Origin of the sequence: Bacillus sp. I-2 (assembly GCF_001974945.1) — a bacterium.
GTDB classification, from domain to species: Bacteria; Bacillota; Bacilli; order Bacillales; family Bacillaceae; genus Bacillus; species Bacillus safensis.
This window is the reverse complement of record NZ_LZRW01000047.1, coordinates 73,149-99,065: the sequence shown is the minus strand read 5'-3', so window position 1 is coordinate 99,065 and position 25,917 is coordinate 73,149. Positions and strand designations below refer to the sequence as shown.

General features: G+C 40.2%; 26 protein-coding genes, 1 pseudogene, 2 riboswitches and 1 other annotated feature. Of the genes and pseudogenes, 18 read left to right on the top strand and 9 right to left on the bottom strand.

Features of this window, described 5'->3' with window-relative positions; translation table 11 throughout:
• Window positions 1–15 precede the first annotated feature (15 nt).
• The 3 genes from BAE31_RS19140 to BAE31_RS19130 all read right to left on the bottom strand — a co-directional run bounded on the left by BAE31_RS19140 (window position 16) and on the right by BAE31_RS19130 (window position 4,162).
• On the bottom strand, window positions 16–1,071 hold the full coding sequence (locus BAE31_RS19140) for a helix-turn-helix domain-containing protein (RefSeq protein WP_076841136.1): 1,056 nt from the start codon (window positions 1,069–1,071) through the stop codon (window positions 16–18).
• Window positions 1,072–2,733 (bottom strand): 2-isopropylmalate synthase, encoded by a 1,662-nt coding sequence (locus BAE31_RS19135; RefSeq protein WP_041108717.1) that lies wholly within the window; start codon window positions 2,731–2,733, stop codon window positions 1,072–1,074.
• Between the two features lie 57 nt (window positions 2,734–2,790).
• Window positions 2,791–3,055 (bottom strand) — a binding site (T-box leader).
• Window positions 3,056–3,274: 219 nt separating this feature from the next.
• Window positions 3,275–4,162: a helix-turn-helix domain-containing protein gene (locus BAE31_RS19130; RefSeq protein WP_076841135.1), complete on the bottom strand. Its 888-nt coding sequence runs from the start codon at window positions 4,160–4,162 to the stop codon at window positions 3,275–3,277.
• A gap of 100 nt (window positions 4,163–4,262) precedes the next feature.
• On the opposite strand from BAE31_RS19130, the pseudogene BAE31_RS19980 reads away from it, so the two are divergent.
• Window positions 4,263–4,454, top strand: a pseudogene (locus BAE31_RS19980) (glutamine-hydrolyzing GMP synthase); the annotation flags it as partial.
• 532 nt (window positions 4,455–4,986) lie between these two features.
• Here BAE31_RS19980 and BAE31_RS19125 read toward each other — a convergent pair.
• The 5 genes from BAE31_RS19125 to BAE31_RS19975 all read right to left on the bottom strand — a co-directional run bounded on the left by BAE31_RS19125 (window position 4,987) and on the right by BAE31_RS19975 (window position 8,711).
• On the bottom strand, window positions 4,987–5,457 hold the full coding sequence (locus BAE31_RS19125; RefSeq protein WP_041108713.1) for a DUF7878 domain-containing protein: 471 nt from the start codon (window positions 5,455–5,457) through the stop codon (window positions 4,987–4,989).
• Complete coding sequence (locus BAE31_RS19120; protein WP_041108711.1) at window positions 5,433–6,281, bottom strand: SAR2788 family putative toxin; 849 nt, start codon at window positions 6,279–6,281, stop codon at window positions 5,433–5,435. Before BAE31_RS19120 ends, BAE31_RS19125 begins: the two co-directional genes overlap by 25 nt.
• Window position 6,282: 1 nt before the next feature.
• A complete protein-coding gene (locus BAE31_RS19115; protein WP_041108709.1) occupies window positions 6,283–7,212 on the bottom strand; it encodes a S8 family peptidase in 930 nt (309 codons plus the stop codon).
• 748 nt (window positions 7,213–7,960) lie between these two features.
• Window positions 7,961–8,521: a GNAT family N-acetyltransferase gene (locus BAE31_RS19110; RefSeq protein ID WP_041108707.1), complete on the bottom strand. Its 561-nt coding sequence runs from the start codon at window positions 8,519–8,521 to the stop codon at window positions 7,961–7,963.
• A gap of 4 nt (window positions 8,522–8,525) precedes the next feature.
• Complete coding sequence (locus tag BAE31_RS19975) at window positions 8,526–8,711, bottom strand: hypothetical protein (RefSeq protein WP_041108705.1); 186 nt, start codon at window positions 8,709–8,711, stop codon at window positions 8,526–8,528.
• A gap of 179 nt (window positions 8,712–8,890) precedes the next feature.
• Here BAE31_RS19975 and BAE31_RS19100 point away from each other — a divergent pair, with 179 nt between their 5' ends.
• Both BAE31_RS19100 and BAE31_RS19095 read left to right on the top strand, forming a co-directional pair.
• The gene (locus tag BAE31_RS19100; protein ID WP_024426708.1) at window positions 8,891–9,436 is read left to right on the top strand and encodes a sigma-70 family RNA polymerase sigma factor; all 546 of its coding nucleotides are present in this window, start codon (window positions 8,891–8,893) and stop codon (window positions 9,434–9,436) included.
• Window positions 9,405–10,850 carry a DUF4179 domain-containing protein gene (locus BAE31_RS19095; RefSeq protein ID WP_076841134.1) on the top strand — a complete coding sequence of 482 codons (1,446 nt, stop codon included), beginning with the start codon at window positions 9,405–9,407 and terminating at the stop codon, window positions 10,848–10,850. Before BAE31_RS19100 ends, BAE31_RS19095 begins: the two co-directional genes overlap by 32 nt.
• 18 nt (window positions 10,851–10,868) lie before the next feature.
• Here the strand turns inward: BAE31_RS19095 and BAE31_RS19090 are convergent, their stop codons facing one another.
• Entirely contained in the window at window positions 10,869–12,056 is a 1,188-nt protein-coding gene (locus tag BAE31_RS19090) for an MFS transporter (protein ID WP_076841133.1), read from the bottom strand.
• Window positions 12,057–12,157: 101 nt separating this feature from the next.
• On the opposite strand from BAE31_RS19090, the gene BAE31_RS19085 reads away from it, so the two are divergent.
• The 15 genes from BAE31_RS19085 (at window position 12,158) to purF (ending at window position 25,879) form a co-directional block, all read left to right on the top strand.
• The gene (locus BAE31_RS19085) at window positions 12,158–13,054 is read left to right on the top strand and encodes a LysR family transcriptional regulator (RefSeq protein WP_076841132.1); all 897 of its coding nucleotides are present in this window, start codon (window positions 12,158–12,160) and stop codon (window positions 13,052–13,054) included.
• Window positions 13,055–13,169: 115 nt separating this feature from the next.
• Window positions 13,170–13,271: riboswitch (purine riboswitch) on the top strand.
• Between the two features lie 144 nt (window positions 13,272–13,415).
• Entirely contained in the window at window positions 13,416–14,741 is a 1,326-nt protein-coding gene (locus tag BAE31_RS19080) for an NCS2 family permease (protein WP_056767517.1), read from the top strand.
• Between the two features lie 206 nt (window positions 14,742–14,947).
• The gene (locus tag BAE31_RS19795; protein WP_166644707.1) at window positions 14,948–15,109 is read left to right on the top strand and encodes a hypothetical protein; all 162 of its coding nucleotides are present in this window, start codon (window positions 14,948–14,950) and stop codon (window positions 15,107–15,109) included.
• A gap of 11 nt (window positions 15,110–15,120) precedes the next feature.
• Complete coding sequence (locus BAE31_RS19075; protein WP_024424503.1) at window positions 15,121–15,300, top strand: YezD family protein; 180 nt, start codon at window positions 15,121–15,123, stop codon at window positions 15,298–15,300.
• A gap of 222 nt (window positions 15,301–15,522) precedes the next feature.
• Window positions 15,523–16,314: a hypothetical protein gene (locus BAE31_RS19070; RefSeq protein ID WP_076841131.1), complete on the top strand. Its 792-nt coding sequence runs from the start codon at window positions 15,523–15,525 to the stop codon at window positions 16,312–16,314.
• Window positions 16,315–16,551: 237 nt separating this feature from the next.
• A complete protein-coding gene (locus BAE31_RS19065; protein ID WP_044335251.1) occupies window positions 16,552–17,073 on the top strand; it encodes a DUF2179 domain-containing protein in 522 nt (173 codons plus the stop codon).
• Complete coding sequence (locus tag BAE31_RS19060) at window positions 17,070–17,270, top strand: NETI motif-containing protein (protein ID WP_012009137.1); 201 nt, start codon at window positions 17,070–17,072, stop codon at window positions 17,268–17,270. The genes BAE31_RS19065 and BAE31_RS19060 overlap by 4 nt, the downstream gene beginning before the upstream one ends.
• A 79-nt stretch (window positions 17,271–17,349) precedes the next feature.
• A riboswitch (purine riboswitch) is annotated at window positions 17,350–17,451 on the top strand.
• 169 nt (window positions 17,452–17,620) lie between these two features.
• Complete coding sequence (gene purE / locus BAE31_RS19055) at window positions 17,621–18,109, top strand: 5-(carboxyamino)imidazole ribonucleotide mutase (RefSeq protein ID WP_039183007.1); 489 nt, start codon at window positions 17,621–17,623, stop codon at window positions 18,107–18,109.
• A complete protein-coding gene (purK, locus tag BAE31_RS19050) occupies window positions 18,102–19,244 on the top strand; it encodes a 5-(carboxyamino)imidazole ribonucleotide synthase (protein ID WP_076841130.1) in 1,143 nt (380 codons plus the stop codon). The genes purE and purK overlap by 8 nt, the downstream gene beginning before the upstream one ends.
• Window positions 19,241–20,536 (top strand): adenylosuccinate lyase, encoded by a 1,296-nt coding sequence (gene purB, locus BAE31_RS19045; RefSeq protein WP_008355754.1) that lies wholly within the window; start codon window positions 19,241–19,243, stop codon window positions 20,534–20,536. The genes purK and purB overlap by 4 nt, the downstream gene beginning before the upstream one ends.
• A gap of 72 nt (window positions 20,537–20,608) precedes the next feature.
• Entirely contained in the window at window positions 20,609–21,331 is a 723-nt protein-coding gene (gene purC / locus BAE31_RS19040) for a phosphoribosylaminoimidazolesuccinocarboxamide synthase (RefSeq protein WP_076841129.1), read from the top strand.
• Window positions 21,324–21,578, top strand: coding sequence for a phosphoribosylformylglycinamidine synthase subunit PurS (purS, locus tag BAE31_RS19035; RefSeq protein WP_003214349.1), 255 nt, complete (start codon window positions 21,324–21,326; stop codon window positions 21,576–21,578). The genes purC and purS overlap by 8 nt, the downstream gene beginning before the upstream one ends.
• Window positions 21,575–22,258, top strand: a complete 684-nt coding sequence (gene purQ, locus BAE31_RS19030; RefSeq protein ID WP_024426699.1) for a phosphoribosylformylglycinamidine synthase subunit PurQ — start codon at window positions 21,575–21,577, stop codon at window positions 22,256–22,258. Before purS ends, purQ begins: the two co-directional genes overlap by 4 nt.
• Window positions 22,242–24,473 (top strand): phosphoribosylformylglycinamidine synthase subunit PurL, encoded by a 2,232-nt coding sequence (gene purL, locus BAE31_RS19025; protein ID WP_076841128.1) that lies wholly within the window; start codon window positions 22,242–22,244, stop codon window positions 24,471–24,473. Before purQ ends, purL begins: the two co-directional genes overlap by 17 nt.
• Entirely contained in the window at window positions 24,449–25,879 is a 1,431-nt protein-coding gene (purF, locus tag BAE31_RS19020; protein ID WP_024424615.1) for an amidophosphoribosyltransferase, read from the top strand. The genes purL and purF overlap by 25 nt, the downstream gene beginning before the upstream one ends.
• Window positions 25,880–25,917 lie beyond the last annotated feature (38 nt).

Below are 25,917 nucleotides of genomic sequence, written 5' to 3'. Positions count from 1 at the left end.
CATTTCTCCTCTTTATTATCTATTTTTTAAACGATATTGATGTGGTGTTAGGTGATAATTTTTCTTAAATAAACGAATGAAATGCTCTACATTTTGATAACCAACGGCTGCCGCAATATGATCTACTTGTGAATTGCTGCCAGTGAGCATTTCGCAGGCTTTTTCCAATCTTATTTCTTGTCGAATCTCACTAAATGATTTGCCAAGCTTACGAGCTATATATTTTGACAGATAAGATTGTGAAAGGTTAAATTCCACTGCCATCTCCTGGATGGTGATATGCTCACAACATTGCTGAATATACTGGAGCATTTCAATAATACGTATATCACTATATTGTTTGACCTGATTTACGTTCATATGACTTGGTTTGAATCTTAATAAGAGACATAATAATATCTCAAACAAATTATTCATAATCAACTGGTAACTAGGGAACCGATTATAATTTTCTGTAAATAGTTGAAGAGAGCAGTCTAGCAAATGTTTATCCAAGTGACTATGGAAAATAAGAATATTTTTATTTTCTTTTATATACAATGCATTTAAAAAGAACTCTGAAATGACATTGTTGCCTTTTAACATTTTAAAAAACACTTTTTGAAAAGTACTTTTACGGATCATGATTTGCATGGCGATTGTATTCTCCATTACAATTGGCTTGTGTATGGTGTCAGGTGGAATAAAGGCAATATCTCCTGATTTTAAAGTCATTTTTTTGTCTTCCACTTCTAAACACATCTCATTTTCCAGAACATAGATCATCTCAAAGAAATCATGGATTGCCGGCAATTGAGGCATAAAACGGCTATACTTTCTCACTTCGATATCTTTCTCCTGACCTAACCACATGGTATCCTCTTTTTCAAATTCGTTCTGCCCTTTTTGCAAAAATTCTTCTATATATATTTGCTTATGCATTAAATTGTGTTTATCATAATCCTTCAAAAATAATTGCAATGATTGATTGTCATGCTTTTTCTGTTGGTATTGTTGATAAAAGATTTCTTGCTCGTTATATTCTCTTAAATATTGCATCACTTCATGTTTTTCAAGTTTATCTTTTTCCATCTACATCCAAACCTCTAGTTTATTTACTGCAACCACCAGGGCCTTCACTGTTGCTTCTATAATATCTTTATCAATTCCAGCACCCCAATGCATTTTTCCTTGATATGAAATGCCAATCTGTGCACAGGCTTGTGCTTGGGAATCTTTGCCCAAAGAATTCTGTTCATAGACTTCCAAAACATATTCGAGATGAAAATATGCTTTTAACGCATTACTGATTGCATCTAAACTTCCAGTGCCAGTTCCTTGTATTTCAATTTGTTGATCATCTCTCAGCAAAGTTAAGGTAACTTCCTGCTTTTCTCCTTTATGAAATTGATAATCAAGCAGCTGGAAATGAGGGTGATAATCAACATACTGTTCTTTAAAAACATGATATATTTCTTCGACACACAATTCCTTACTTGCCTGATCAGATACTTTCTTCGCTTCATATCCCATGGCTTCATTCATTTGATAAGGAAGTTGAATGCCATAATTTGTTTCGAGTATATAGCCTATGCCGCCTTTTCCAGACTGGCTATTGATTCGAATCACATCCGTTTGATAATTCCTCCCCAAGTCAACTGGATCTACTGGGATATACGGAACGTCCCATTTATCAACATGATTTTCCTTTCTATATTTCAAACCCTTAGATATCGCATCTTGATGTGAACCAGAGAATGCGGTGAAAACCATCTCCCCAGAATAGGGCTGCCTCTCGGGAACAGTGATTTTTGTTAGTTTTTCATATTTTTTACGAATCGCTTCTAGGTTATTGAAATTCAATTTTGGATCATAACCTTGTGAATACATATTCATCGCCAAGGTAATTAAGTCTACATTCCCTGTACGTTCACCGATACCAAATAATGTACCTTCGACTCTTTCTGCGCCAGCTAGAACACCAAATTCTGCATCACTCACCCCAGAACCTCGGTCATTATGAGGATGAATAGATAATGTCACACTGTCTCGGTAAGACAGATTTTTGTGAATATACTCAATCTGACTTGCAAAGATATGAGGCATTGAATATTCAACTGTTGTCGGAATATTGATGATTGCTTTATGAGTTGGTGTCGGTTTCCAAATATCTAAAACACTATTACAAATATCTAACGCATAATCAACTTCTGTTCCTGGAAAGCTTTCTGGACTATATTGAAAATAAATATCACTATTTGTTTTTTCGGCAAGTTCTTTTACTAAAATAGCTCCATCAATGGCAATTTGTTTAATTTCATCTTTTGTTTTCTTAAATACCTGTCTGCGCTGCGCTTCTGAAGTCGAATTATATAAATGAACAATCGCTTTCGGTACTCCCTTAATGGCTTCGAAGGTTCGGCGGATAATATGCTCTCTCGCTTGTGTGATCACCATAATCGTGACATCGTCTGGAATCATATGATGATCAATCAGTGTCCGTAATAGCCTAAACTCCGTATCAGAAGCAGCTGGAAATGCGATCTCAATTTCTTTAAAACCTATCTCTACTAGTAACTGAAACATTTCCAATTTTTCTTCTAAGTTCATAGGAATAGGTAATGCTTGATTACCATCCCGCAAGTCCACACTGCACCATATCGGAGCACTTTCTAATGTTTCTTTCTTCACCCAATCATACGTAAGGTTCGGTGGCAAAAAGTATTTCTTTTCGTATTTTTTGTGGTTAAACATCATCGATTCCTCCTAGAAAATAGAATATAAAAAAAGCCTTTCATCCCCAATATTTACTTTGGAGACGAAAGACTTCTTCTTACGCGGTACCACCCCTGTTTCATGATAAACAAACATTATCATGCCCTTATTCGGATACAGATTGTTTGATCTTATATCCTTCCCATATAACGGTGGGGTGCCGACCTTAACTACATCGATCCTTTTCATTTCACTAAGGCTACTCTAAGGTGAGTTCCGTGCTTTTTTGTTATTGCTTCTCATCAACCAGCAACTTTCTGAAAACATTTTGGCAAGTACTATTCCTTATCATCGCATTCTCATTTTTCTGATTTTTTCTATTATACCAAGTCTACAAAAAAGAGATAGTGATAGGGATATCTTTTTTAATTGATTTTTTTTGTTCTATGGGTACTTATCTTTAATCCTCGTCACCAAATAAAATTCCAAGGCCACAAATAAAGGTGAGTGAATTCATAGCGAACAATAAAATCGCACTAATTTTTTTCATGGCAATGAACCTCCTCTTAAATTGAGTCTGCTAGCCTTCAAAATTTAAATTCACTGGTTCATCCTCTAAATGATCCACGGTATTTTGTTCTGTCACTGGCACACTTTCATCTACAATTTTAAAACTAAGTTCGTCCATCCAAATGTGACCTTGACCATGTAGTAATATGCCAAACGCAATGACTTCACTTTTGACTGGAACATCCAATACTACACTAAAATGATTCCAGTCGTTTGTTCCTGTAATGGGGCGGTTCATCATGTTGTCAAACGCAAGAACTTCACCTGAAGAATGGTCAATTCTCATCCATAAACCCGCTGAACCTTTCACATCTTCGCTTTTGACAAAAGCAGAAAATTGAAGGCGTTCTCCACGGTAACGATCAGACTTAATTTGCTGCATTAAGGTCGCGAATCCTCGTGCTTTTTCATCCTTTGATTTCAGGTAAGCTGAGGTAGTACCACTGTGTACAATTCTGTCATCCAGACCTGTTTCATAATCAGATGGTGTTTCTCCCGTCATAATCCAGCCAGTAGGTGTGTTCTTATTTGCAGCCATATTCGTTTCCTCCTTATCAATGACATTCCTTAGTAATCTCCGATAACGTGCGGGTGACATGTCATATATCTTCTTAAAGGCTCTAGTGAAGGATTCCTGTGAACTAAAACGATACTGCAATGCGATATCAATCGCCCTCTGATCCGTATGAATTAAATCCTTCGCCGCTTGAGTCATTCGACGTTCCCGTATATAGTCAACAACTGACTTCTTAATCACTTTTTTGAACATACGGTGAAAGTGAAACCTAGAATAACCAGCGTGTTTCGCTAGAGTTTGAAGCGGTAAATCATCTTTCAGATGCTGTTCAATATAATTCAATGTTTCTTGAATCGTTTTCTCATGTTCTTGATAGGACAACCGAGCACCTCCTTGCCTTACGAGTTTAGTATAGCGGAAATGCTCTTTAGGAAACTTGACTTTTTGTGCTGTGTTGCAATTTTAGAATGGACCTTCTAGTCCTGGTTCAGGACTTGGTATCCGTGTACTGGGTGGAGTTTCTGAAGAAAATCTAGAAATCGTCCGAGAATAAGATTTAATTCTACTCGAAGAAATTACCACCTTGGGCTTTGAGTGAGACATCTGACAATATTTTAAGGTTCTCCCAGACATCCGCAACAAAGGTGCCATGGATGACGCCAGAATATACGACTAAACAATTGGTATCGGTGCTATCACTTTGATTAATGGCAAGAAAATAAAAGGGTACTCTAAAAAAACTGTTGAGCGCATTTTAAATACAGTTTGGGATATTTACCATGTAAGATTAATAGAACAATCTTTTTTTAAGATAATAGTAATAAGGAAGAGATATTTTTATCATATTTCAGTTCAAGAGATGATGCTTTTAATGAGTTATCTAAAATAAATCAAATAAAGATTTTTGTAATTAATGATGGAAGACCGCTTGCAATTCGAGATATAGGTATAAAAGATATTTGTAACGACGAATTTTACAATGAGCTTTCATTCTTCATTTTTATTGCTATTTTTGAGCATTCTTCTCTGTTTTGATTTATTAGCCATATCAATCCTACAAATATAGATTCAATACCTAGCATAATTGTGGCTATTATGATTCCTATAAAACCAGCTAAGAAATATAAAATCAAAAATACACCTCCTCTAAAAACATCCTACTAAAACATTGAAAAGAACCCCTAACCAGGAGTTCTTTTCTCTATTCAATATTTTCTTAATGGGATATTTCCAATAAAGTTTTTTAGTGAAATTTTATAATGTTGTTCAATGTCACGTCCAAGGCTTTCATGTAATACCTTCATTTGTTCAATTATATAATTAAGATCGAAGACATTATATAACTGTTGAGTTTCCCAAATAGTGGTGAGTCGAGCCTTATTATCAAATGGTATTACTGAAATAATGGGGTCGTCTTCCTCATACTCCATTGTGTAATATCTATACTCTGTAACTTTGTTTTTTTTCTTTATCTTTTTAATCCAGTCGTGCAAAGATGCATAAAATTCTAATAAGGCGATATTTTCTTCAAAATATACTTCGCCATTTATAACTATTTTAAACTCTCCCTCTACTCTTAGAGCTGTTGACGGATCTTTCTTCATGTTCTTTGGAATATCTTTCTCATCAGATGTGAACATATAATTAAATTCTACTTGATTGGATAAGCTGTCCATATTTTACCATCCCAACCTATAACTATTTTTATTTTTGTCTCACCTTTTGTTCCGATCTTCTTTTTCAGATTTGCAGTGATGACAAAGGATAGTTTTTTATTATTGTTTATAGTAAACGAAACATTTTTAGATTGTAAGGCTTCTTTTATCCATTTATTCACTGTGCTCTTGCTTTTGGTATCAAATTTTCTGTATCTACCTTTTGCATTACTAAGATGTTTGTTGCTAACAGAAAACTTAGAAACTTTTTTTATACCTTGTTTAATTACCTGTTTTTTAAAAGTTTTTATTATTAGCTTCTTTCCGTATTTTTTAATAGCATATTGAATACCAAACCTAGAAACAATTCCAACTATTATTGCTGGAACAATTGATGACTGAGCTTCTATGGTGCTAACTTTATACTCTTTTCCTGTTTCATCATCCACAAAGGTTGCTGTAAAATCATTTCCTTCAATCTCTTCAATTAACACGTTGAATTTGTTAGTTTCTTTTTCCCCATTTTCTAACTCTGTAATACCATCAACTGTGATTTCACCTGTCTCATGATTAATTTTCATGTCAGTTTGGACATTCATACTCTCAGCTTCAAGCTGAGTAGATACATTAACTTCATCTGGGCTTTCCTTAACTTCCATTAACATATCTTGTTCTAGCTCTATCCCCAATTCTTTTTCAACATTCACTTCATATTCTTTACTAGCATTCTCTTCTATTCTTAAAGCATCAGAATCAATTTCGCCTGATTTTGCACTTGCAAATTCAGGAACAACTCCACACAAAAACAATGTTAACACAAGAATTTTTATTAAAACCTTCTTCAATCTAATTCTCTCCCTTGTTACAAATAATCATCCCATTGCCATACTCTCTGTCATAACCTAGCTTTCCAAGATCAACTGTATTTTTCTTGAGTGTTTGATGAACATTCTCTTTAGATTTGTATTTTTTAGAATACAAACAGCCTATAGCACCTGTTGCAAACGCAGTTGCAAAGGATGTACCTTTAACTTTTGTATATCCTCCGTGTATATCAGTTGTTTTAATATTTACTCCAGGCGCAGAAAAGTCAATTTTTCCTTTTGCTGAAATTGGATCAATTTTTAGTTTTTCGTTAAGTGAGGATATCGATAAGACGCCATCATATTTCGCAGGGTATTCAACAGTTAGACCTAATGTATTTCCAGAAGCAGCTGTAATTGTTATATTGTTATCTAAAGCAATTTTTATAACATTTCGTAATTCATCGTAGTCTTTTCCAAATCCGAAACTTATATTAATTATGTCTACCTTTTGCTCAATACACCATTTAATCCCTTTGACAACATCTTCAACTTTTCCTTTGCCATTTTTATTTAGTACCTTGACATCATAAATAATGGGATTCTGTGAAATACCTTTTATTTCTTCACCAGTTGCAGCGATTATTCCGGCAATTGCTGTACCATGACCATAATCATCTTCGATAGATTTTTTTGGTTTAATAGCATTGTACTCATAAAAAGTTAAATCTTTAAACTCTTTATGCGACTTATTAATACCGCTATCAAGGATAGCAATTTTGACATAATTCTTATGATTATTAGGTTTTTCATGACCTATAACTTTATATCCCCATAGCAGGTCTTTTTCCTTCTCTGTCTTGTATGATTTACTATTATCCTCAGAAACATCGCCAGATAGTCCCCAACATAATACAATTGCAAGAATCACTAGGCACGAAACAAATAGTAATAAGGCTTTTGACTTTTTCATTCAAGCTTCCTTCTCACATGCAGTATTTAGAATTAATACAGAATATACCTCCCTTACCTTTTTTTGAAATACAAGAATATATTAACCTATATTTATTTTGATGTAAATGTTATTTAAGGGATTATATCCTTATATATTTAAAATTTACCATGCGTGTACTACTGTAATATGCCAGTTCTTCTTCTTGACTCGTTTACTTAATAATTATCTATGATTTTTTTGATTAAGAATGTTTTGCCACTGCCGCTATGACCTGATAACACAATAAGTTTATTCATTACTTGCTGTAACCTCACTCCAATTCCACATGTCCAACGTTCTCCAAAATTGAAAGCGAAACAAGTAAACATAAAAATAATGTCACAAAAATAGATTTTGAAAATGAAAAATCTAAATTAATCAGTGAAATTGAAAATGGACAAAAGTTCTTTTTTTGGAATATGAATTCTTCTAACTAAAACAGATTAAAGAATAGGCTATTTTTATTTGAATCTTGTACCTAGAAAAGAAAAGTAAGTGAAATAGTGTAATTACTTAAGTGTGGATCTGCATTTTGTTCAAAAATTTTTACTATTACTGATACAATAATTATAGAAAGGGTGTTGAATATTGCTGGAATTGTAAGTGAATTAGAAGGGTTACCATGCAAAGAAACCTCTAGTCATAAACTTGACTAGAGGTTTCTTACTGGGTAATTGTGCAATTTTAATTCATTCACTTTAACGCTTCTGTTTAAAAATCATTCAGTTTATTTGAAATCTCTCTTCAAAATCGAATACATAAACACATCATCAAACCCGTTCTGACCAAAATCATACTCCCTTAATAAACCCTCTCGAACAAAATCAACATTCTCCAATAATTGAATAGAGGACGTATTTGCTGGATCAATAATCGCTTCAATCCGATTCAGGTTCATTTCCTGAAACCCATATCGTAACACCGCAGCAATCGCCTCGCTCATAATGCCTTTTCTCCAATGATCGTGATGCAATTCATAGCCAATTTCCGTGCGGCAGTGCTGTTTTTCCAAATTAAGAAACCCACAGCTGCCGATGATCGCAGGATCATCTTTTAGAGAAATGCCCCAGCGGATGCCTGTTTGTTCTTTGAAGATGTCGTGATACCACTTGATTTCTTCTTTTGTGTCTTCAATCGTTTCATGAGCATCAATCCCCATGTAGCGGCACACGGTTTCATTGGATAAGTAGATGTGCATATCCTCAGCGTCTTCGATCGTTGCTTGTTTTAAGATTAGTCTTTCGGTATGTATTGTTGGAAATGTTTGTGGAGAGTTGATTTTGTTCATTTGGTTATCCTCCATGCGATGTCTTTTTTTCTGTACATGCCTTACAATAAAAAACCCCTTCATTCCTCAGCCAAGCCTTCACCTCTGTCATCCCTCGTCTCTTTGGGTAGGTCAGCTTGACGTACACTTCTTCGTTTCCTTCTATCTTTTTTTGACAGCTAGCACACGCGGGTTCTTCAAATAGAAACAATCGACTTACTCCTTTTTGTACATATTTCTTCCATTATATCAAATGTTCGACATGTTCTTTGCGGCCCGTTATTCACTTTTTCTATTTTTGTCCGACATATGCTAAGGAAAAGAAATTTCCATTTGTTGAAACCGTTTGAGAGAAAGCTTGCTCTAACAGGTGTAGGAGGTGTGAGTGAGATGAAGCAAGTGCGTCTAATTAAAAAAGCACAAAAAGGGAATGTCCCGGCATTTGAGAAATTAATGCTGATGAATCAGGAGCGTTTATATAAAACGGCTTTTCTCTACACAAGAAATAAAGAGGATTCGTTAGATGCTGTTCAAGAAACGGTCATTAAAGCGTTTAAGCATCTATCTGGATTAAAAGAACCGGCTTATTTTTCTAGCTGGCTGACGCGGATTTTAATTCATACGATTTTTGCGATGAAGAAAAAGCAGCAAGATGTTGTTCCGTTTGAACAGCAGCACGAAAGCGTTGAGCGACATGATTTTTTAGAAGACAAGCTCGATTTAAAAAATGCACTTGAAGTGTTAGATGAGCAATATCAGCTCGTGATTCAGCTATTTTATTTTCAAGATTATTCGATTTCGATGATTTCTGAGCAGATGGGTGTGCCTGAAGGAACGGTTAAAACTCATTTGTATCGTGCAAGAAAGCTATTAAAGCAAACATTGGAGAAGGAGGAGAGTGTCAATGGAAACAAAAGAAATGAAAAAGCTCTATGATGATATTGGTGTACCAACAGTTGAAGTGACCTCTGCCATTCGTCAAGCCATTGGTGATGTAAAAGCGGAACAGAAAAGACATTGGTTCAAATGGAACTGGAGAACGCCAATATACTCTGTCATTGTTCTCATCGTCCTTTATTTTTCATCAGGTTTCCTTTTTCCTTCTCTTAATACAGCGATGGCACGTGTACCGATTATTGGACAGTTTTATATGATGTTTCACGATAAAGTAGGAATGGCTCTTTTTCAGAGTGATTTGGTGAAGCATGTCAATGAAGGGGCTGAATCAAGAGGGGTGACTGTGAAAGTAAACAGCGTGTACTATGATGCCGGGCGGCTTGTTTATACGTTCACGGTGGAGAATCTCCATACAAAAGAAGATTCTGTTTCGTTCAGAGTGAATGCAGAAAAAATCGATGGAAACTTCCAACTTAATTATGATAAAACAGAGTTGAAAAAATTAAAAGATGGCCGCTATGTTGGGCAGACGGAAGTCTATACAAATGGACAAACGATCAAACAAGGTCAGCAAGTGCCACTTGTCATTTCGAAGATTGGGGATATTGCAGGGAATTGGCGTTTCAAGTTACCTGTGGTCAAGCAAAAAACCACCTTACTAGCGGGACAAAAAGACGTGTCTATTTTAAATGGACGTTATCAAATAAGAAATGTAAAGGTAGAAAATGGAGTGAATGGCTCTGCTATTCAATATGCCATTGATTACAATGGTTTTGCCAAAGATGATAAAGTTAGTATACATGGGATGAAAGATAATTTAGGAAATGAGTATGAGCTTGAGATTGGAACTGTTTTAAGGAAAAAACACCTGACTTCTGATAAAAATAGAAAAGAACATTTGACGATTTTGAATCAGCCGATCAATCCAAAGGCGACCGAATTGACATTTGACACATCTGTGGATATCGAACGAGAATACAGCCACATCATTCCTCTCAAGACAAAGCTGCCTGTTCAGTTCAAAACAAAACACCATGGCATCGGAATCAAAATCAATAAGATAGAGCAAAAAGACCGTTCTGTGATTGTTGATTATCAATTTACTGGAGTAGATCAAAAAGAATTAGATCAGGATGTGATGGAGAATATAGGTGAATTCATTGGATTAGGCGATGTTGAAAAGATGAAATCATGGCCCGATCCACAAGCAGACTATGAAAGCGGATATTACTTGAAGGGGAACCATGCGAAGGTGACGAATTTAAAGACAGCTTCCATGCAATCCACCTTTGAATTTGATGATAAGAATTTAGAGACTTTATCATTAAACCATTTTTCTTTTAAAGAATATGGGCTTTATCTTGATTTGACTGAACTGAACATGTTGGCACCACAGAAAGCGATAAAGGTAACCATTCCAGTCAAAAAAGAAACTTCAAAAGCTAGTCGATAAATAAGAGAGCGAACATGATTATACATGTTCGCTTTTTGTCTGTTGTTCCGCCAGTCGATGACGGTTGAACGAATACCTGATCAACATCAACGCAGCAAAACTAGCTATCCCACCAATCCAACTTAAATTCGTTACATTTGTATACTGTATAATCACACCGCCCATAGACGATCCAAGCATCATGCCGATGTTCATAATCGCTGTATTAAAGCTCAGCACAGTTTCTGATGCTTGGGGTTTAAGGGAGATCAGATAAAATTGCTTCGCTGGTGTTGTTGTCCATGTAGCAATGCTCCATATGGCGAGTGTGATCAAGACGCTAATTGTAGAGAATTGCGTAAAGAATAAGGCAAAGAGAGCGAACATCTGGATCATGATGCTGATCGAGATGGTTCGGTTTGGTCCCCATTGATCGACGGCGAAGCCGCCAAAGCGTGAGCCAATAAAAGCAGAAATGCCTAAGACGAGCAAGGCAATGCTTGTCATTTCAAGTGAAAAGCCGGCGGTCTGTCGCAATAAAGGAGAGATATAAGCAAAGACCATCGTGTAGCCTAAGATCCAAAAGACGGTTGTGGCTAAGCCGCTGATCACCCTGCGGTCTTGAATAATGTGTAATTGCTGCTTTAATGGCAGATGTGAATGTCCCTCTATGCGTGGCAGCAATTGATAAAGAAGCAAGAAGAGACAAGCAGTACCTAGTGCAATGATGAGAAAAATATAGTGCCAATCCACGTGACCTGATAGAAATGTTCCAATAGGCACACCAAGTACGAGTGAAACGGTGAATCCAGTGATGACAGTCGCCATTGCACTTCCCTTTTTTTCTGGCGGGGCGATCTGCGCTGCATAATTCGTGGCGACGACAATATATAAACCGCCGCTCATGGCCATGATGACACGAGATAGCAGGAGCAGCACAAAATGATGGCTGAAAAAGGCGAGCATATTGCCTAAAATAAACACAAAAATAGCTGATAACAAAACCTTTTTTCGGTTCAGCTTCGACGTTGCCATGACTAAAAAGAGAGCGCCTACTGCATAAAAAAGAGAATAGACGGTGATGAGCTGTCCGGCAACAGGAATAGAGATGTGTAAATCGACAGCAATGATATCTAGAATGCCTGACACGACGAATTCTGACGTGCCTGTGACAAATGAACCGACAGCTAAAAGAATGATCAATAGCTGATGAGATGTATTTTTCATTTTTGAACCCTTCCTTCATGTTGATACGTTGTCTTTAGTTTAAATTCCGTGCTAACATAAGTAAAATTGATGTTTTTCATGAAGGAGATGAGTAAATACTCATGAGCTTTGTTCGCTTTGATATTATTGCAAAAGTTGTGGAGCTTGGCAGTTTTACAGCAGCAGCTGAAGCGTTAAATATGACACAGTCAGCTGTCAGTCATGCAGTAGCAAATTTAGAGTCAGAGTGGGGTGTGTCTTTATTCATTCGTGACCGAAAAAAGGGCATTATGCTGACGGACATTGGTCAAACGCTTCTCCCGCATATTAGAGAAGTATTAAATAGAGTGGAGAAAATCCAGCAAGAAATTGCGTTAACGAAAAATATTGAAACGGGCTTGATTCGTATCGGCACATTTGCCAGTGCCTCTGCTTGTTTATTGCCTAAACTGCTTGTGAGCTATCAGAAAAAACATCCAAAAATCGAATTTAAATTCTATGAGGGAACGTATGAAGAAATATTGGAGTGGCTGGATTCTGGCATCATTGATGTTGGATTTGTTGTGAAAGGTCATGCGGATGAAGCCTTTGATTTACTGCCGCTTATGAAAGATGAGATGGTGGTCGCCTATCACCCACTTCATCGATATGAGCAGCAGCCCATTGTAGATATCACAGATTTGGCGGGTGAACCATTTATTATGCCGACTGGCATGTATCAATCACATGTAGAGGATATTTTTTCGGAGGCTCAAATGAAGCCAGCTGTTTTATTTGAAGTACATGATTGTACGACCATTGCCCGTATGGTCGGGGAAGGACTTGGTGTCACAATAGGTCCGGAGTTATTTTTAAAAACGCAGCAGCTTGTGCATATTCGCCAGCTGAATGTCTCTCATCATCGTGAGGTTGCGCTCGCCTGTCCGTCGCTCTCTCAAGCTTCTCCGGCAGTGAAAGAGTTTTTCCATGTAGCCGAAGCGGTTTTTGCAAAAGAGAAGGATTTGGGGAAGGGTGTATAAAGAACTAGATGTGAATTTCCAAATTCGTGTAATAAGACGAATGAAGCGGACATTTCTTTGAAAAATGTTCGCTTTTCGTATTGTGTTTTAAAAATGAAGTTGGTACAATAGACACAGAAATCAAATAGATAGAAGTCGTATAATCGCGGGGATATGGCCCGCAAGTTTCTACCAAGCTACCGTAAATGGCTTGACTACGTCAATTCACACTCGTTTGATATAAATCATGCATTGTTCTTGTTTTATGTCACAGTCTGAATTCACATATGTAGTCAAGCGTCCCAAAACTGTTGGGGCGTTTTTTATTTGACTTGTGAATGGGACAGACTAAAGCAAAAGGACATGAAGGGAGTCAGTTGGCTTGAAACAGTTTTTTCAATTTGATGAATTAGGAACGAATTACCGCAGAGAAATCATCGGTGGTTTAACCACATTTTTGTCGATGGCTTACATTCTGTTTGTTAATCCGATCACACTTGCATTAGTGTCTGTGCCGGATTTTCCAGATAAATTACGAATTGATCAGGGGGCAGTCTTTACAGCAACTGCGTTAGCTTCTGCTGCAGGGTGTATTCTGATGGGTTTGATCGCCAGGTATCCGATTGCGATAGCACCCGGTATGGGTCTGAATGCGTTCTTCGCCTTTTCGGTTGTGCTTGGCATGGGCATCAAATGGGAAGCAGCACTTTCAGGTGTGTTTGTTTCAGGATTGATTTTCGTTGCTCTTTCTTTAACAGGTTTCCGTGAAAAAATCATCAATGCCATTCCAGCTGAGCTGAAGCTGGCAGTTGGTGCAGGTATTGGTTTGTTCATTACGTTTGTCGGTCTTCAAGGCTCTGGCATTATCGCCAATAATGATAATACACTCGTTTCGATTGGAAATATTCATAGTGGTCCGGTTCTGTTAACGGTGTTTGGTATCGTAGTGACTGTTATATTAATGGTTCTTCGTGTGAATTCAGGTGTCTTCATTGGGATGCTTGTGACTGCTATTGCCGGGATGATTTTTGGTCTTATACCAGTACCGTCTCAAATTGTGGGAAGTATTCCAAGCTTGTCTCCAACCTTTGGTCAAGCCTTGATTCACTTACCAGAAATATTCTCGATTCAAATGCTTATTGTGATTTTAACGTTCCTTTTCGTTGGATTCTTTGATACAGCTGGTACGCTTGTAGCTGTGGCAACACAGGCTGGTTTAATGAAAAATAATGAGCTGCCTCGTGCAGGAAGAGCGCTTCTGGCGGATTCTTCTTCTATTGTTGTAGGTTCTATTCTTGGTACATCTACAACGACATCTTATGTTGAATCTAGCTCAGGTGTTGCTGCTGGTGCGCGTTCTGGTTTTGCAGCTGTCGTCACAGGCATTTTCTTCTTGCTGGCGATGTTCTTCTCACCGCTTTTATCCATTGTTACACCTAATGTGACAGCACCTGCTTTGATTATTGTTGGTGCACTGATGGTCGCTCCGCTTGCAAAGATTGCATGGGATCGCTTTGAAATTGCGGTACCAGCGTTCTTAACGATGATTATGATGCCACTGACATACAGTATTGCAACAGGGATTGCGGTTGGCTTTATTTTCTACCCGATTACGATGATCTTTAAAGGGAAAGCGAAAGAAGTACATCCAATCATGTACGGATTGTTTGTCATCTTTATTCTATATTTCGCTTTCTTAAATCATTAATTGAACATCTGAAACAGCAGCTCATGGGGCTGCTGTTTTTTTGTTAAAAAATCAAAACATAGTTGACTTATAGGAATTATGTGTTTATGATAAAAAGACATAATTCGCTGATTGGATCACCAAAGGCGCTTTGATTTCCTTTTTTAATAGAAGGTTTCAGGGTGCCTTTTTTTCTTGCAGACATTCAAAAGGGGAGGAGATGTCTTTTGTCACGCTGGCTTCGACAGGTGATTGAACGAAAAAAGCAGGTGCTGATTCAAAAGCTCCTTTTATGGGGGCATGAAGAAAAACAGGAAGCGCTCATGCATTACACGATTCATGAGCTGGAAAATGAGGTTCTCTATTTAAAAGAGCGAAAACAAAAATAGGGGGATGAGCGATGGATGAACAAAAGCTGAATTATATTTTATCTGCCTTAAAAGGGATCGACTATGGATCAGTGGTCATCACCATTCATAATGGACATATTACACAGGTTGATACGACCAAAAAGACTCGGTTCCCCGCTCATCAGGAGAATCTCCGGGTCCAGCAAGGAAAGCGGAGTCAATATCGTTGACCATGAATTTCAACATTGATAAAAAGCTGATGGAGGCCGTCAGCTTTTTTGTTTTGTTTTATTTTCTCTCCATTTTAAAACCTCTGCTGCCTTTTATCCGTCTATTCGTATGAACGTCAAGGAATCTTGACTGAATAGAGAGACTCCGCTACTTTAAGAGGAGTCATCCGAACAGTTCATGCACTTTTAGCACTGTAAGGATTGGATAGGAGTTGATATGAGATGTTAGAGAAAGATCAAGATCAGGGGACATCTGAAAAGAAAAACGAAGAGTCATCAATAGATCAAGAAACAAGGCAATCCCGCCTCAGCCGCAGCGCTGCAAAACGAGGAAGAACCTCAAAATCAGCGGATGATGAGCGTTCAGCTATCCAGCGTATACTGCAAGGTGCAGGAGGCGCGTTTAAGCGTTATGGTTCATATGGACTGGCGATGTTAAAATCACCGAGCCGGGCCATTAATCATGCGGAAACATTGCGTATGAAGTACGCCTGGATCTCAATTGTGTTATTCAGCGTGTTTTTTGCTTTAGGCAACTATGTTCAATTAAAGGCGTCAAAGACCCGTTTATTAGGCTTTGGCATTCATTATTCTTTTGGCGACGCCTTTTTGAAGGTAGCGGTCTTTACACTCATTGTGTTGACATTGATGATGCTTACCGTCTGGCTGCTCGGAAAGTACATGCTAAAAGGCAACATATCACTGAAAGAAGTGATTATGAAGTTTGGTGCTGCGCTTGTGCCGGTGTTGGTTTTATCCATCCTTTGGCTTGTATTTGCCATGCTGAATATTCCATATGTGACCGTCATAATATCCGTGATGATGTTTGTCGGCCTCCAGTTGATTGCGGTCGTGCTCTTTCGCTCGATTCAATCGGAGCATGATGCCGTACGTGGAGATTTGATGTATGCTGGCTGGGTCTTTTTATTGGTTGAGCTTGTCATCATTGCGCTACTCTGGGGCATAGTCGGGGAGTATTTGATTCCATCACTTGTTCCTGTTCGATTTGGATAAAACACACTGAAAACCTCCTTTTTTGAAAAAGGGGGTTTTCATGTTGAGAAGAGAAAAAAACGGGTAAACTCTTGGTAACAAAGACCACCCTTGTTGTCGAAAGATATATGTGTTTTGATCGCGTAAATTTGATTGTATCAAGGTATGTTCTCTAGTAGAATATGGGGTGCTTTATTTGATTTTTTAGTGCAGGGGGTTCGAATCGTGCTTCAACAACTTTTATACAATGCGTTCACCATGGTTTTAATCATTTTAGTGATTAATATTGTTTATGTGTCTTTTTCCACCATGCGTTTAATATTAACAATGAAAGGCAGACGGTACGCAGCTGCTTTTGCGGGTACGATCGAAATGCTCATTTATGTCATTGGGTTAAGTATCGTTCTAGATAACTTAGATCAAATACAGAATGTCATTGCGTATGCGCTAGGTTATGGAATGGGGATCATTGTCGGGATGAAAATTGAAGAGAAGCTGGCACTTGGCTACACAACTGTTAACGTGATCACAAAAGAATTGGATGTCGATCTCCCAAGACAATTGAGAGAAAAAGGATATGGTGTCACCAGCTGGGTAGCAGGCGGTCTTGAAGGAGACCGGACAGCATTGCAAATTTTAACACCGAGAAAATATGAACTGCAATTATATGAAACGATTAAGACGCTGGATTCAAAGGCGTTTATCATTTCATATGAGCCCAAATCGATTCACGGCGGCTTCTGGGTGAAGGCTGTGAAGAAAAGGAGAATTAAAGAATGACCGCAAAACCAAAGAAGAAAAAATTCTATGTGGAAGACAACATGACGATTGATCAAGTGTTGTCCCAGATGGCAGCGGAAGGCTACTCGCCTGTCCGACGAATGGAGGAACCGATTTTTCAGGAAAAGAAGGAAAATGGGTCGATTCAGATCATTCCGATTGGGAAAAAAATCGTATTTGAAGGAAAAATAGTCTAAATCCGAACATTAAAACGACGACTTCATAGATTGTTCGATAAATCCGTTGACATCATGAACATCCGTTGTTAAGATAAACATGAAATCAAAACACGAGCCTCATATAATCTTGGGAATATGGCCCATAAGTTTCTACCCAGTTACCGTAAATGACTGGACTATGCAGGATAGTGAACAAAACTGACATGGCGTTTCAAAAGCGAACAGCGCTTACCATGGCCCGGTTTGTGTTGCTTCCTAACATTGCAATACAGACCGGGCCTTTTTGTTCGGCGTTTGACAAGCTGCTTAGGTTTGGGAAGCGTGTCAAACGATACAAAATCGAATAACAGCTTAAAGGTGGGGACAAAATGAAGCCGCTTGTAGGTGTCATCATGGGAAGTACATCTGATTGGGAAACAATGAAAAATGCGTGCGACATCTTAGAGGAATTAAACATTCCGTATGAAAAACAGGTAGTATCCGCACACCGGACACCTGACTTGATGTTTGAATATGCGACTGAAGCAAGAGGTAAAGGACTAAAGGTCATCATTGCCGGTGCTGGAGGCGCAGCACATTTACCGGGGATGGTCGCAGCAAAAACGACACTGCCGGTCATTGGTGTGCCTGTGCAATCAAAGGCACTAAACGGGCTGGATTCCTTATTATCCATCGTTCAAATGCCAGGCGGTGTACCAGTTGCTACAGTAGCCATTGGCAAAGCCGGTGCAACAAATGCAGGCCTTCTTGCCGCACAAATGATTTCAGCATTTGATGAAACAATCGCAGCTCGCCTTGAAGAAAGAAGAGAGCAGACAAAACAGACTGTACTAGAAAGCAGTGATCAGCTTGGCTAAGCAGACCATTTTTCCAAACGCAACCATCGGGATCATTGGCGGCGGACAGCTTGGCAGATACATGGCTGTCAGCGCAAAGCAAATGGGGTTCCGGGCAGCAGTTCTAGACCCAGTCGCACAATCTCCTTGCGGACAGGTTGCCGATAAAGAAATCACAGCCGCATATAGTGATCTTGAAGCGATTCGAAAGCTGGCAAAAATCAGCGATGTGGTGACTTATGAGTTTGAAAATATTGATTATGATGCACTGAATCAGCTGAAGGAAGAAGCCTATTTACCACAAGGAAGCGACCTTCTCCTTTTAACTCAAAATCGTGAGACCGAGAAAAAAGGAATTGTAGACGCAGGCTGTGAAGTAGCGCCTTACCGCATTATTCATGATGAAAAAGAGCTGGAAGACGCAGTGGACGTGCTCGGTTTGCCAGCCGTGCTGAAAACATGCAGAGGCGGCTACGACGGAAAAGGACAGTACGTCATGAAAGAAAAAGGACAGCTTCAGGAAGCAGCTGCACTGCTCACACATGGAACTTGTATTTTAGAAAGCTGGGTTCCATTCCAAATGGAGCTCTCGGTGATCGTCACACGTTCTGTTCATGGAGAGATTGCAGTATTCCCAGTCGCTGAGAACATTCATAAGCATAATATTTTGTTCCAAAGCATTGTGCCTGCAAGGGTAGAGAACCGCATTCAGGAGAAGGCGAAAGAACTGGCAACAACACTGGCTGAAAAGCTGGGGCTGGTTGGTACTCTTGCTGTAGAACTGTTCCTGACAAATGACGGAAAGCTGCTCGTCAATGAACTGGCACCGCGCCCGCATAATTCTGGTCATTATACACTGGATTTATGTGAGACAAGTCAGTTTGAACAGCACGTCCGCGCTATATGTGGTTTGCCGCTTGGCGGTACAGCCCTTTTATCAGAGGGAATGATGGTGAATTTATTAGGCGATGAAGTGGACATTCCAAAAGAGCATCCTGAGCTTCTCAAAGAAGCGAAGCTTTATCTGTATGGAAAGCATGAAGTGAAAGCAGGCCGCAAGATGGGGCATATGACGTTTATGAAACAGCTCGATGATGAGTGGATGACAAACATCACAAAGATATGGACTGAAAGAGATGGAGGAAACGGGAAATGATCGAACGTTACGCACGACCAGAAATGTCAGCAATCTGGACAGAGGAAAACAAATTTAATGCATGGCTTGAAGTAGAAATTCTCGCTTGTGAAGCTTGGGCAGAGCTTGGCGTCATTCCGAAAGAAGACGTTGTGACAATGCGTAAAAATGCAAGCTTTGATATTGGACGTATTTTAGAGATTGAACAAGACACGCGCCACGACGTGGTTGCCTTTACGCGTGCTGTCTCTGAATCTCTAGGAGAAGAAAGAAAGTGGGTTCATTACGGGTTAACATCGACAGACGTAGTGGATACGGCGCTTTCATATCTATTAAAACAGGCGAACGATATCCTGCTCAAGGACATTGAGAGATTTGTTGACATACTAAAAGAAAAAGCAAAAGAGCACAAATATACCGTCATGATGGGTCGTACACATGGTGTACACGCTGAACCGACAACATTTGGCCTGAAGCTTGCTCTTTGGTACGAAGAAATGAAGCGTAACCTAGAACGTTTTAAACAAGCAAAAGCTGGCATTGAATATGGCAAAATCTCTGGAGCTGTTGGCACATATGCGAACATCGACCCGTTTGTTGAGCAATATGTATGTGAGAAACTTGGCATCAAAGCTGCACCAATTTCAACCCAAACCTTGCAGCGTGACCGCCATGCAGATTACATGGCTACTCTAGCTTTAGTCGCAACGAGCATTGAGAAATTTGCTGTTGAAATTCGTGGTCTTCAAAAGAGTGAAACACGTGAAGTAGAAGAGTTCTTTGCCAAAGGACAAAAAGGATCATCAGCGATGCCGCATAAGCGTAACCCAATCGGTTCTGAGAATATGACGGGAATTGCCCGCGTGATCCGTGGATATATGCTGACAGCTTATGAAAATGTACCGCTTTGGCATGAACGTGATATTTCTCATTCATCTGCTGAGCGCATCATTTTACCAGATGCAACGATTGCACTGAACTATATGCTCAACCGTTTCTCAAACATCGTGAAAAACTTAACGGTTTTCCCTGAAAACATGAAACGCAACATGGACCGCACACTTGGCTTAATTTACTCACAGCGCGTTCTTCTTGCATTAATCGATACAGGCATGGCACGTGAAGAGGCATATGACACGGTTCAGCCAAAGGCAATGGAAGCGTGGGAGAAGCAAGTGCCGTTCCGTTCATTAGTAGAAGCAGAAGAAAAAATCACGTCACGTTTAACACCTGAACAAATCGCTGACTGCTTCGATTACAACTATCATTTGAAAAATGTCGATATGATTTTCGAACGTCTAGGTCTTGCGTAAGAAATGGGCCGCCTGCTTGCCAGGCGCCCAATCCTGAAAATTGCCAACATTCAAATTAGGAGGCCAACCTGAATGACTGTGAAACAAGAACTTCTCTACGAAGGCAAAGCGAAAAAAATCTATCAGACCGATGACGAGCATATTTTATATGTCGAATATAAAGACTCAGCTACAGCATTTAACGGCGAAAAGAAAGCTGAAATCGAAGGCAAAGGCAGACTGAACAACGAAATTTCGAGCTTAATCTTTCAAATGCTGCATGATAAGGGGATCAACAATCACTTTGTGAAACGTCTTTCTGAAACAGAGCAGCTCATTCAAAAGGTGCAGATTGTTCCGCTTGAAGTGGTTGTACGTAATGTGGTGGCAGGCAGTATGTCAAAACGCCTTGGCATTCCAGAGGGAACGAAACTGGACACACCTTTGATTGAGTTTTACTACAAAGATGATGCGCTCGGCGATCCGCTCATTACAGAAGATCATATTCGCATTTTACATGCTGCGACACCTGAGCAGGTAGAGGAAATGAAACAGATCACAAGACAAGTGAATGAAGAGTTAAAGCAAATCTTCTCAGACTGCCATGTGAATTTAATTGATTTCAAGCTTGAATTCGGAATAGATCACGAGAATCGTATTTTGCTAGCTGATGAGATTTCACCTGATACGTGCAGGCTTTGGGACAAAGATACAAACGAAAAGCTTGATAAAGACGTGTTCAGACGAAACCTGGGCGGCTTAACGAATGCATACGAAGAAATTTTCAAAAGACTTGGAGGCCATAAACATGTATAAAGTGAAAATTTTTGTCAGCTTAAAAGAGAGCGTTCTTGATCCACAAGGAAGTGCCGTGCAGCACGCTTTGCACAGCATGTCTTATCAGGAAGTAAAGGATGTCCGTATCGGGAAATACATGGAGCTTGTCATTGAAAAATCAGATCGTGATTTAGACACAGTCGTCAAAGAAATGTGCGAAAAATTACTTGCCAACACGGTGATTGAAGATTACCGCTATGAGGTGGAGGAGGTTGTCGCACAGTGAAGTTTGCAGTGATCGTCTTGCCTGGCTCTAACTGTGATATCGATATGTACCATGCGATTCAAGATGAGCTGGGTGAACAAGTTGAATATGTATGGCACGACGAAACGAGTCTTGACGGATTTGACGGTGTACTCGTACCAGGCGGTTTCTCTTATGGGGATTACTTAAGATGTGGTGCGATTGCCCGCTTCTCAAACATCATGCCGGCGGTGAAAAAAGCAGCTGAGGAAGGAAAACCTGTTCTTGGTGTTTGTAACGGGTTCCAAATTCTTCAGGAGCTTGGCATTCTTCCAGGTGCGATGAGACGAAATAAAGATTTGAAATTTATCTGTCGTCCAGTTGAACTCATTGTAGAAAACAACGAAACGCCATTTACAAGCGGTTATCAAAAAGGCGAATCCATTACGATTCCTGTAGCGCACGGTGAAGGCAACTTCTACTGTGATGAAGACACTTTAGCGAAGCTCATTGAACGCGGCCAAATCGCTTTCACTTATGGAGACGATATTAACGGCAGTGTGAATCGTATTGCAGGTGTAACGAATGAAGAGGGCAATGTACTCGGCATGATGCCGCACCCTGAGCGCGCGGTTGATTCATTACTAGGCAGCGCAGACGGACTTAAATTGTTTCAATCTATCGTGAAAAATTGGAGGGACACTCATGTCACTACTGCTTGAACCAAGTCACAAGCAAATTAAAGAAGAGAAATTGTATCAGCAAATGGGATTGAGTGATGAAGAATTCGCTTTAATCGAATCCATTATTGGCAGGCTGCCAAACTACACAGAAACGGGCATTTTTTCTGTCATGTGGTCAGAGCATTGCAGTTATAAAAACTCAAAGCCTGTTTTAAGCAAATTCCCGACAAAAGGAGAGCACGTCCTTCAAGGTCCTGGGGAAGGCGCTGGAATCGTTGATATTGGAGACAACCAAGCGGTTGTATTTAAAATCGAATCCCATAACCATCCATCTGCGATTGAACCGTATCAAGGAGCGGCGACAGGTGTCGGCGGAATTATCCGTGATGTATTCTCCATGGGTGCGCGTCCAATTGCTGTATTAAACTCTCTTCGTTTTGGTGAACTGACTTCACCGCGCGTGAAGTACTTGTTTGAAGAAGTAGTGGCAGGGATCGCAGGCTATGGAAACTGTATCGGAATTCCAACAGTCGGCGGAGAGGTCCATTTCGATCAAAGCTATGAAGGCAACCCGCTCGTAAATGCAATGTGTGTTGGATTAATCAACCATGAGGACATCAAAAAAGGGCAGGCCAAAGGTGTTGGCAACACGGTCATGTACGTTGGTGCTAAAACGGGACGTGACGGAATTCACGGTGCAACATTTGCATCTGAGGAATTTTCTGATGAATCAGAAGAAAAACGCTCAGCAGTTCAAGTCGGTGATCCGTTCATGGAAAAACTGCTGCTTGAAGCGTGCCTTGAAGTCATCAAAAACGATGCACTCGTTGGAATTCAGGATATGGGAGCGGCTGGCTTAACAAGCTCAAGTGCTGAAATGGCGAGTAAAGCAGGTTCTGGTATCGAGATGAATCTAGATCTCATACCGCAGCGTGAAACAGGCATGTCCGCATACGAAATGATGCTGTCTGAATCTCAAGAGAGAATGCTTTTGGTCATTGAAAAAGGCCGTGAACAAGAAATCATTGATATTTTTGAAAAATACGATCTTGAAGCGGTATCAGTCGGTCATGTGACAGACGATAAAATGCTTCGTTTACTTCATCAAGGTGAAGTGGTATGTGAGCTTCCTGTTGATGCACTTGCAGAAGAAGCGCCGGTTTATCACAAGCCGTCAAGTGAGCCTGCCTACTATCGTGAGTTTTTAGAAACAAAAGTTGAAGCACCTGCTATCGCAGATGCAGCCGACACGTTAAAGCAGCTTCTTCAGCAGCCAACAATTGCAAGTAAAGAATGGGTTTATGATCAATATGACTACATGGTTCGGACAAATACAGTCGTTGCACCAGGCTCTGATGCGGGTGTTTTAAGAATTCGCGGCACGAAAAAAGCCCTTGCGATGACAACCGATTGTAACGCACGTTATCTTTACCTTGATCCAGAAGTCGGCGGGAAAATCGCAGTCGCAGAAGCAGCGCGTAACATTGTGTGCTCAGGCGCTCGTCCGCTTGCAGTAACAGATAACCTGAACTTCGGTAACCCAGAAAAACCAGAAATTTTTTGGCAAATTGAAAAATCTGCTGACGGTATTAGCGAAGCATGCCGCAAGCTAAGCACACCAGTTATCGGTGGTAACGTCTCTTTATATAACGAATCAAATGGAACAGCTATTTACCCGACACCAGTCATTGGGATGGTTGGTTTGGTTGAAGATATAGCTCATATTACGACGCAATCGTTCCAGCAGGCTGGCGATGTGATTTTCGTCATTGGTGAGACGAAGGAAGAATTTGCAGGCAGTGAGCTTCAAAAGATGACAGAAGGCCGTATTTACGGAAAAGCACCGGAAATTGATTTGGATGTCGAGCTCACTCGTCAGGAAGCCCTTCTTGCTGCGATTCAAAACGGACTTGTTCAATCAGCTCACGATGTGTCTGAAGGCGGTCTTGGTGTCGCACTTGCTGAAAGTACATTTGGAACAGATGGTCTTGGCGCTCATATCCAAATTGATTTAAACAGCGAAGCTTCATTATTCAGTGAAACACAGTCACGTTTTGTCGTCACAGTGAAACCAGAGCACCGCGAAGCGTTTGCTGCGGCTGTCAAAGATGCGAAAGAAGTTGGAACGGTCACAAATGATGGTGTATTCACTGTCAAAAATCAAGAAGGACAACAATGGATTCATGCAGCGGTCAACGAGCTTGAACGTGCATGGAAAGGAGCGATCCCATGCTTGCTGAAATCAGAGGCTTAAACGAAGAGTGTGGCGTCTTTGGGGTTTGGGGACACGAAGAAGCCCCGCAAATCACATATTACGGATTGCATAGCCTTCAGCACCGAGGACAAGAGGGTGCGGGAATCATTGCAACAGATGGTGAAAACCTGACGGCACATAAAGGCCTTGGACTGATTACGGAAGTCTTTCAAAACGGTGAGCTAAAGGATCTGAAAGGCAAAGGAGCGATCGGACACGTTCGGTATGCGACAGCAGGCGGAGGCGGCTTTGAAAATGTGCAGCCCCTCTTCTTCCGCTCGCAAAACAACGGCAGTCTTGCCCTTGCTCATAATGGGAACTTAGTGAATGCAACGCAATTAAAGCAGCAGCTAGAGAACCAGGGGAGTATATTCCAGACATCTTCTGACACTGAAGTGCTCGCTCATTTAATTAAGCGCAGCGGCTATGTTGAATTGAAAGAGCAGATCAAAAATGCTCTGTCCATGCTTAAGGGCGCATATGCTTTCTTAATTATGACGGAAACAGAAATGATTGTGGCTCTTGATCCGAACGGCTTACGTCCGCTTTCACTTGGTATGCTTGGGGACGCGTATGTCGTTGCTTCTGAAACATGTGCATTTGATGTTGTCGGTGCCACGTATTTACGAGATGTGGAGCCTGGAGAAATGCTGATCATTAATGATGAAGGCCTGAAATCTGAACGCTTCTCCATGAACATTAACCGCAGCATGTGCAGCATGGAATATATTTATTTCTCAAGACCTGACAGCAACATCAATGGCATCAACGTGCATAGTGCGAGAAAGAATCTTGGCAAAAAGCTTGCCGAGGAAGCGCATGTCGAAGCAGATGTTGTGACAGGTGTACCAGATTCGAGTATTTCTGCAGCGATTGGATATGCCGAAGCAACAGGTATTCCATATGAGCTCGGTTTAATTAAAAACCGTTATGTCGGACGTACCTTTATCCAGCCGTCTCAAGCATTGCGTGAGCAGGGCGTGCGCATGAAGCTTTCTGCTGTGCGCGGGGTCGTCGAAGGAAAACGTGTCGTGATGGTGGATGATTCCATCGTACGCGGAACTACGAGCCGCCGCATTGTGACGATGCTAAGAGAAGCGGGTGCGACGGAAGTCCATGTGCGCATTAGTTCTCCGCCCATCGCACATCCATGTTTTTATGGAATTGATACGTCCACGCATGAAGAGCTGATTGCTTCTTCTCATTCAGTGGAAGAAATTAGACAGGAAATTGGTGCAGACTCCATTGCATTTTTATCTGTAGACGGTTTAATGGACGGGATTGGCAGGAAGTATGATGATCCGCAGCGCGGTCAATGTTTAGCATGCTTTACTGGGAAATACCCGACTGAAATTTATGAAGATACTGTTCTTCCGCATGTGAAGGAAACAGCACTGACGAAATAATCGAATAAAGGAGCAGCAGTCAAGATGATTTGATATGC

Bases quoted from the DNA above. Each gene is read 5' to 3' on its own strand.
- BAE31_RS19060 (WP_012009137.1), top strand. From the start codon at position 17,070: ATGACCGCAAAACCAAAGAAGAAAAAATTCTATGTGGAAGACAACATG.
- purL (WP_076841128.1), top strand. From the start codon at position 22,242: ATGTCACTACTGCTTGAACCAAGTCACAAGCAAATTAAAGAAGAGAAA.
- BAE31_RS19125 (WP_041108713.1), bottom strand. From the start codon at position 5,457: ATGGACAGCTTATCCAATCAAGTAGAATTTAATTATATGTTCACATCT.
- purF (WP_024424615.1), top strand. From the start codon at position 24,449: ATGCTTGCTGAAATCAGAGGCTTAAACGAAGAGTGTGGCGTCTTTGGG.
- BAE31_RS19115 (WP_041108709.1), bottom strand. From the start codon at position 7,212: ATGAAAAAGTCAAAAGCCTTATTACTATTTGTTTCGTGCCTAGTGATT.
- BAE31_RS19140 (WP_076841136.1), bottom strand. From the start codon at position 1,071: ATGGAAAAAGATAAACTTGAAAAACATGAAGTGATGCAATATTTAAGA.
- BAE31_RS19090 (WP_076841133.1), bottom strand. From the start codon at position 12,056: ATGAAAAATACATCTCATCAGCTATTGATCATTCTTTTAGCTGTCGGT.
- purS (WP_003214349.1), top strand. From the start codon at position 21,324: ATGTATAAAGTGAAAATTTTTGTCAGCTTAAAAGAGAGCGTTCTTGAT.
- BAE31_RS19070 (WP_076841131.1), top strand. From the start codon at position 15,523: ATGTTAGAGAAAGATCAAGATCAGGGGACATCTGAAAAGAAAAACGAA.
- BAE31_RS19065 (WP_044335251.1), top strand. From the start codon at position 16,552: ATGGTTTTAATCATTTTAGTGATTAATATTGTTTATGTGTCTTTTTCC.
- BAE31_RS19100 (WP_024426708.1), top strand. From the start codon at position 8,891: ATGAAGCAAGTGCGTCTAATTAAAAAAGCACAAAAAGGGAATGTCCCG.
- BAE31_RS19075 (WP_024424503.1), top strand. From the start codon at position 15,121: ATGGATGAACAAAAGCTGAATTATATTTTATCTGCCTTAAAAGGGATC.
- purE (WP_039183007.1), top strand. From the start codon at position 17,621: ATGAAGCCGCTTGTAGGTGTCATCATGGGAAGTACATCTGATTGGGAA.
- purC (WP_076841129.1), top strand. From the start codon at position 20,609: ATGACTGTGAAACAAGAACTTCTCTACGAAGGCAAAGCGAAAAAAATC.
- BAE31_RS19085 (WP_076841132.1), top strand. From the start codon at position 12,158: ATGAGCTTTGTTCGCTTTGATATTATTGCAAAAGTTGTGGAGCTTGGC.
- BAE31_RS19095 (WP_076841134.1), top strand. From the start codon at position 9,405: ATGGAAACAAAAGAAATGAAAAAGCTCTATGATGATATTGGTGTACCA.
- purB (WP_008355754.1), top strand. From the start codon at position 19,241: ATGATCGAACGTTACGCACGACCAGAAATGTCAGCAATCTGGACAGAG.
- BAE31_RS19135 (WP_041108717.1), bottom strand. From the start codon at position 2,733: ATGTTTAACCACAAAAAATACGAAAAGAAATACTTTTTGCCACCGAAC.
- BAE31_RS19110 (WP_041108707.1), bottom strand. From the start codon at position 8,521: ATGAACAAAATCAACTCTCCACAAACATTTCCAACAATACATACCGAA.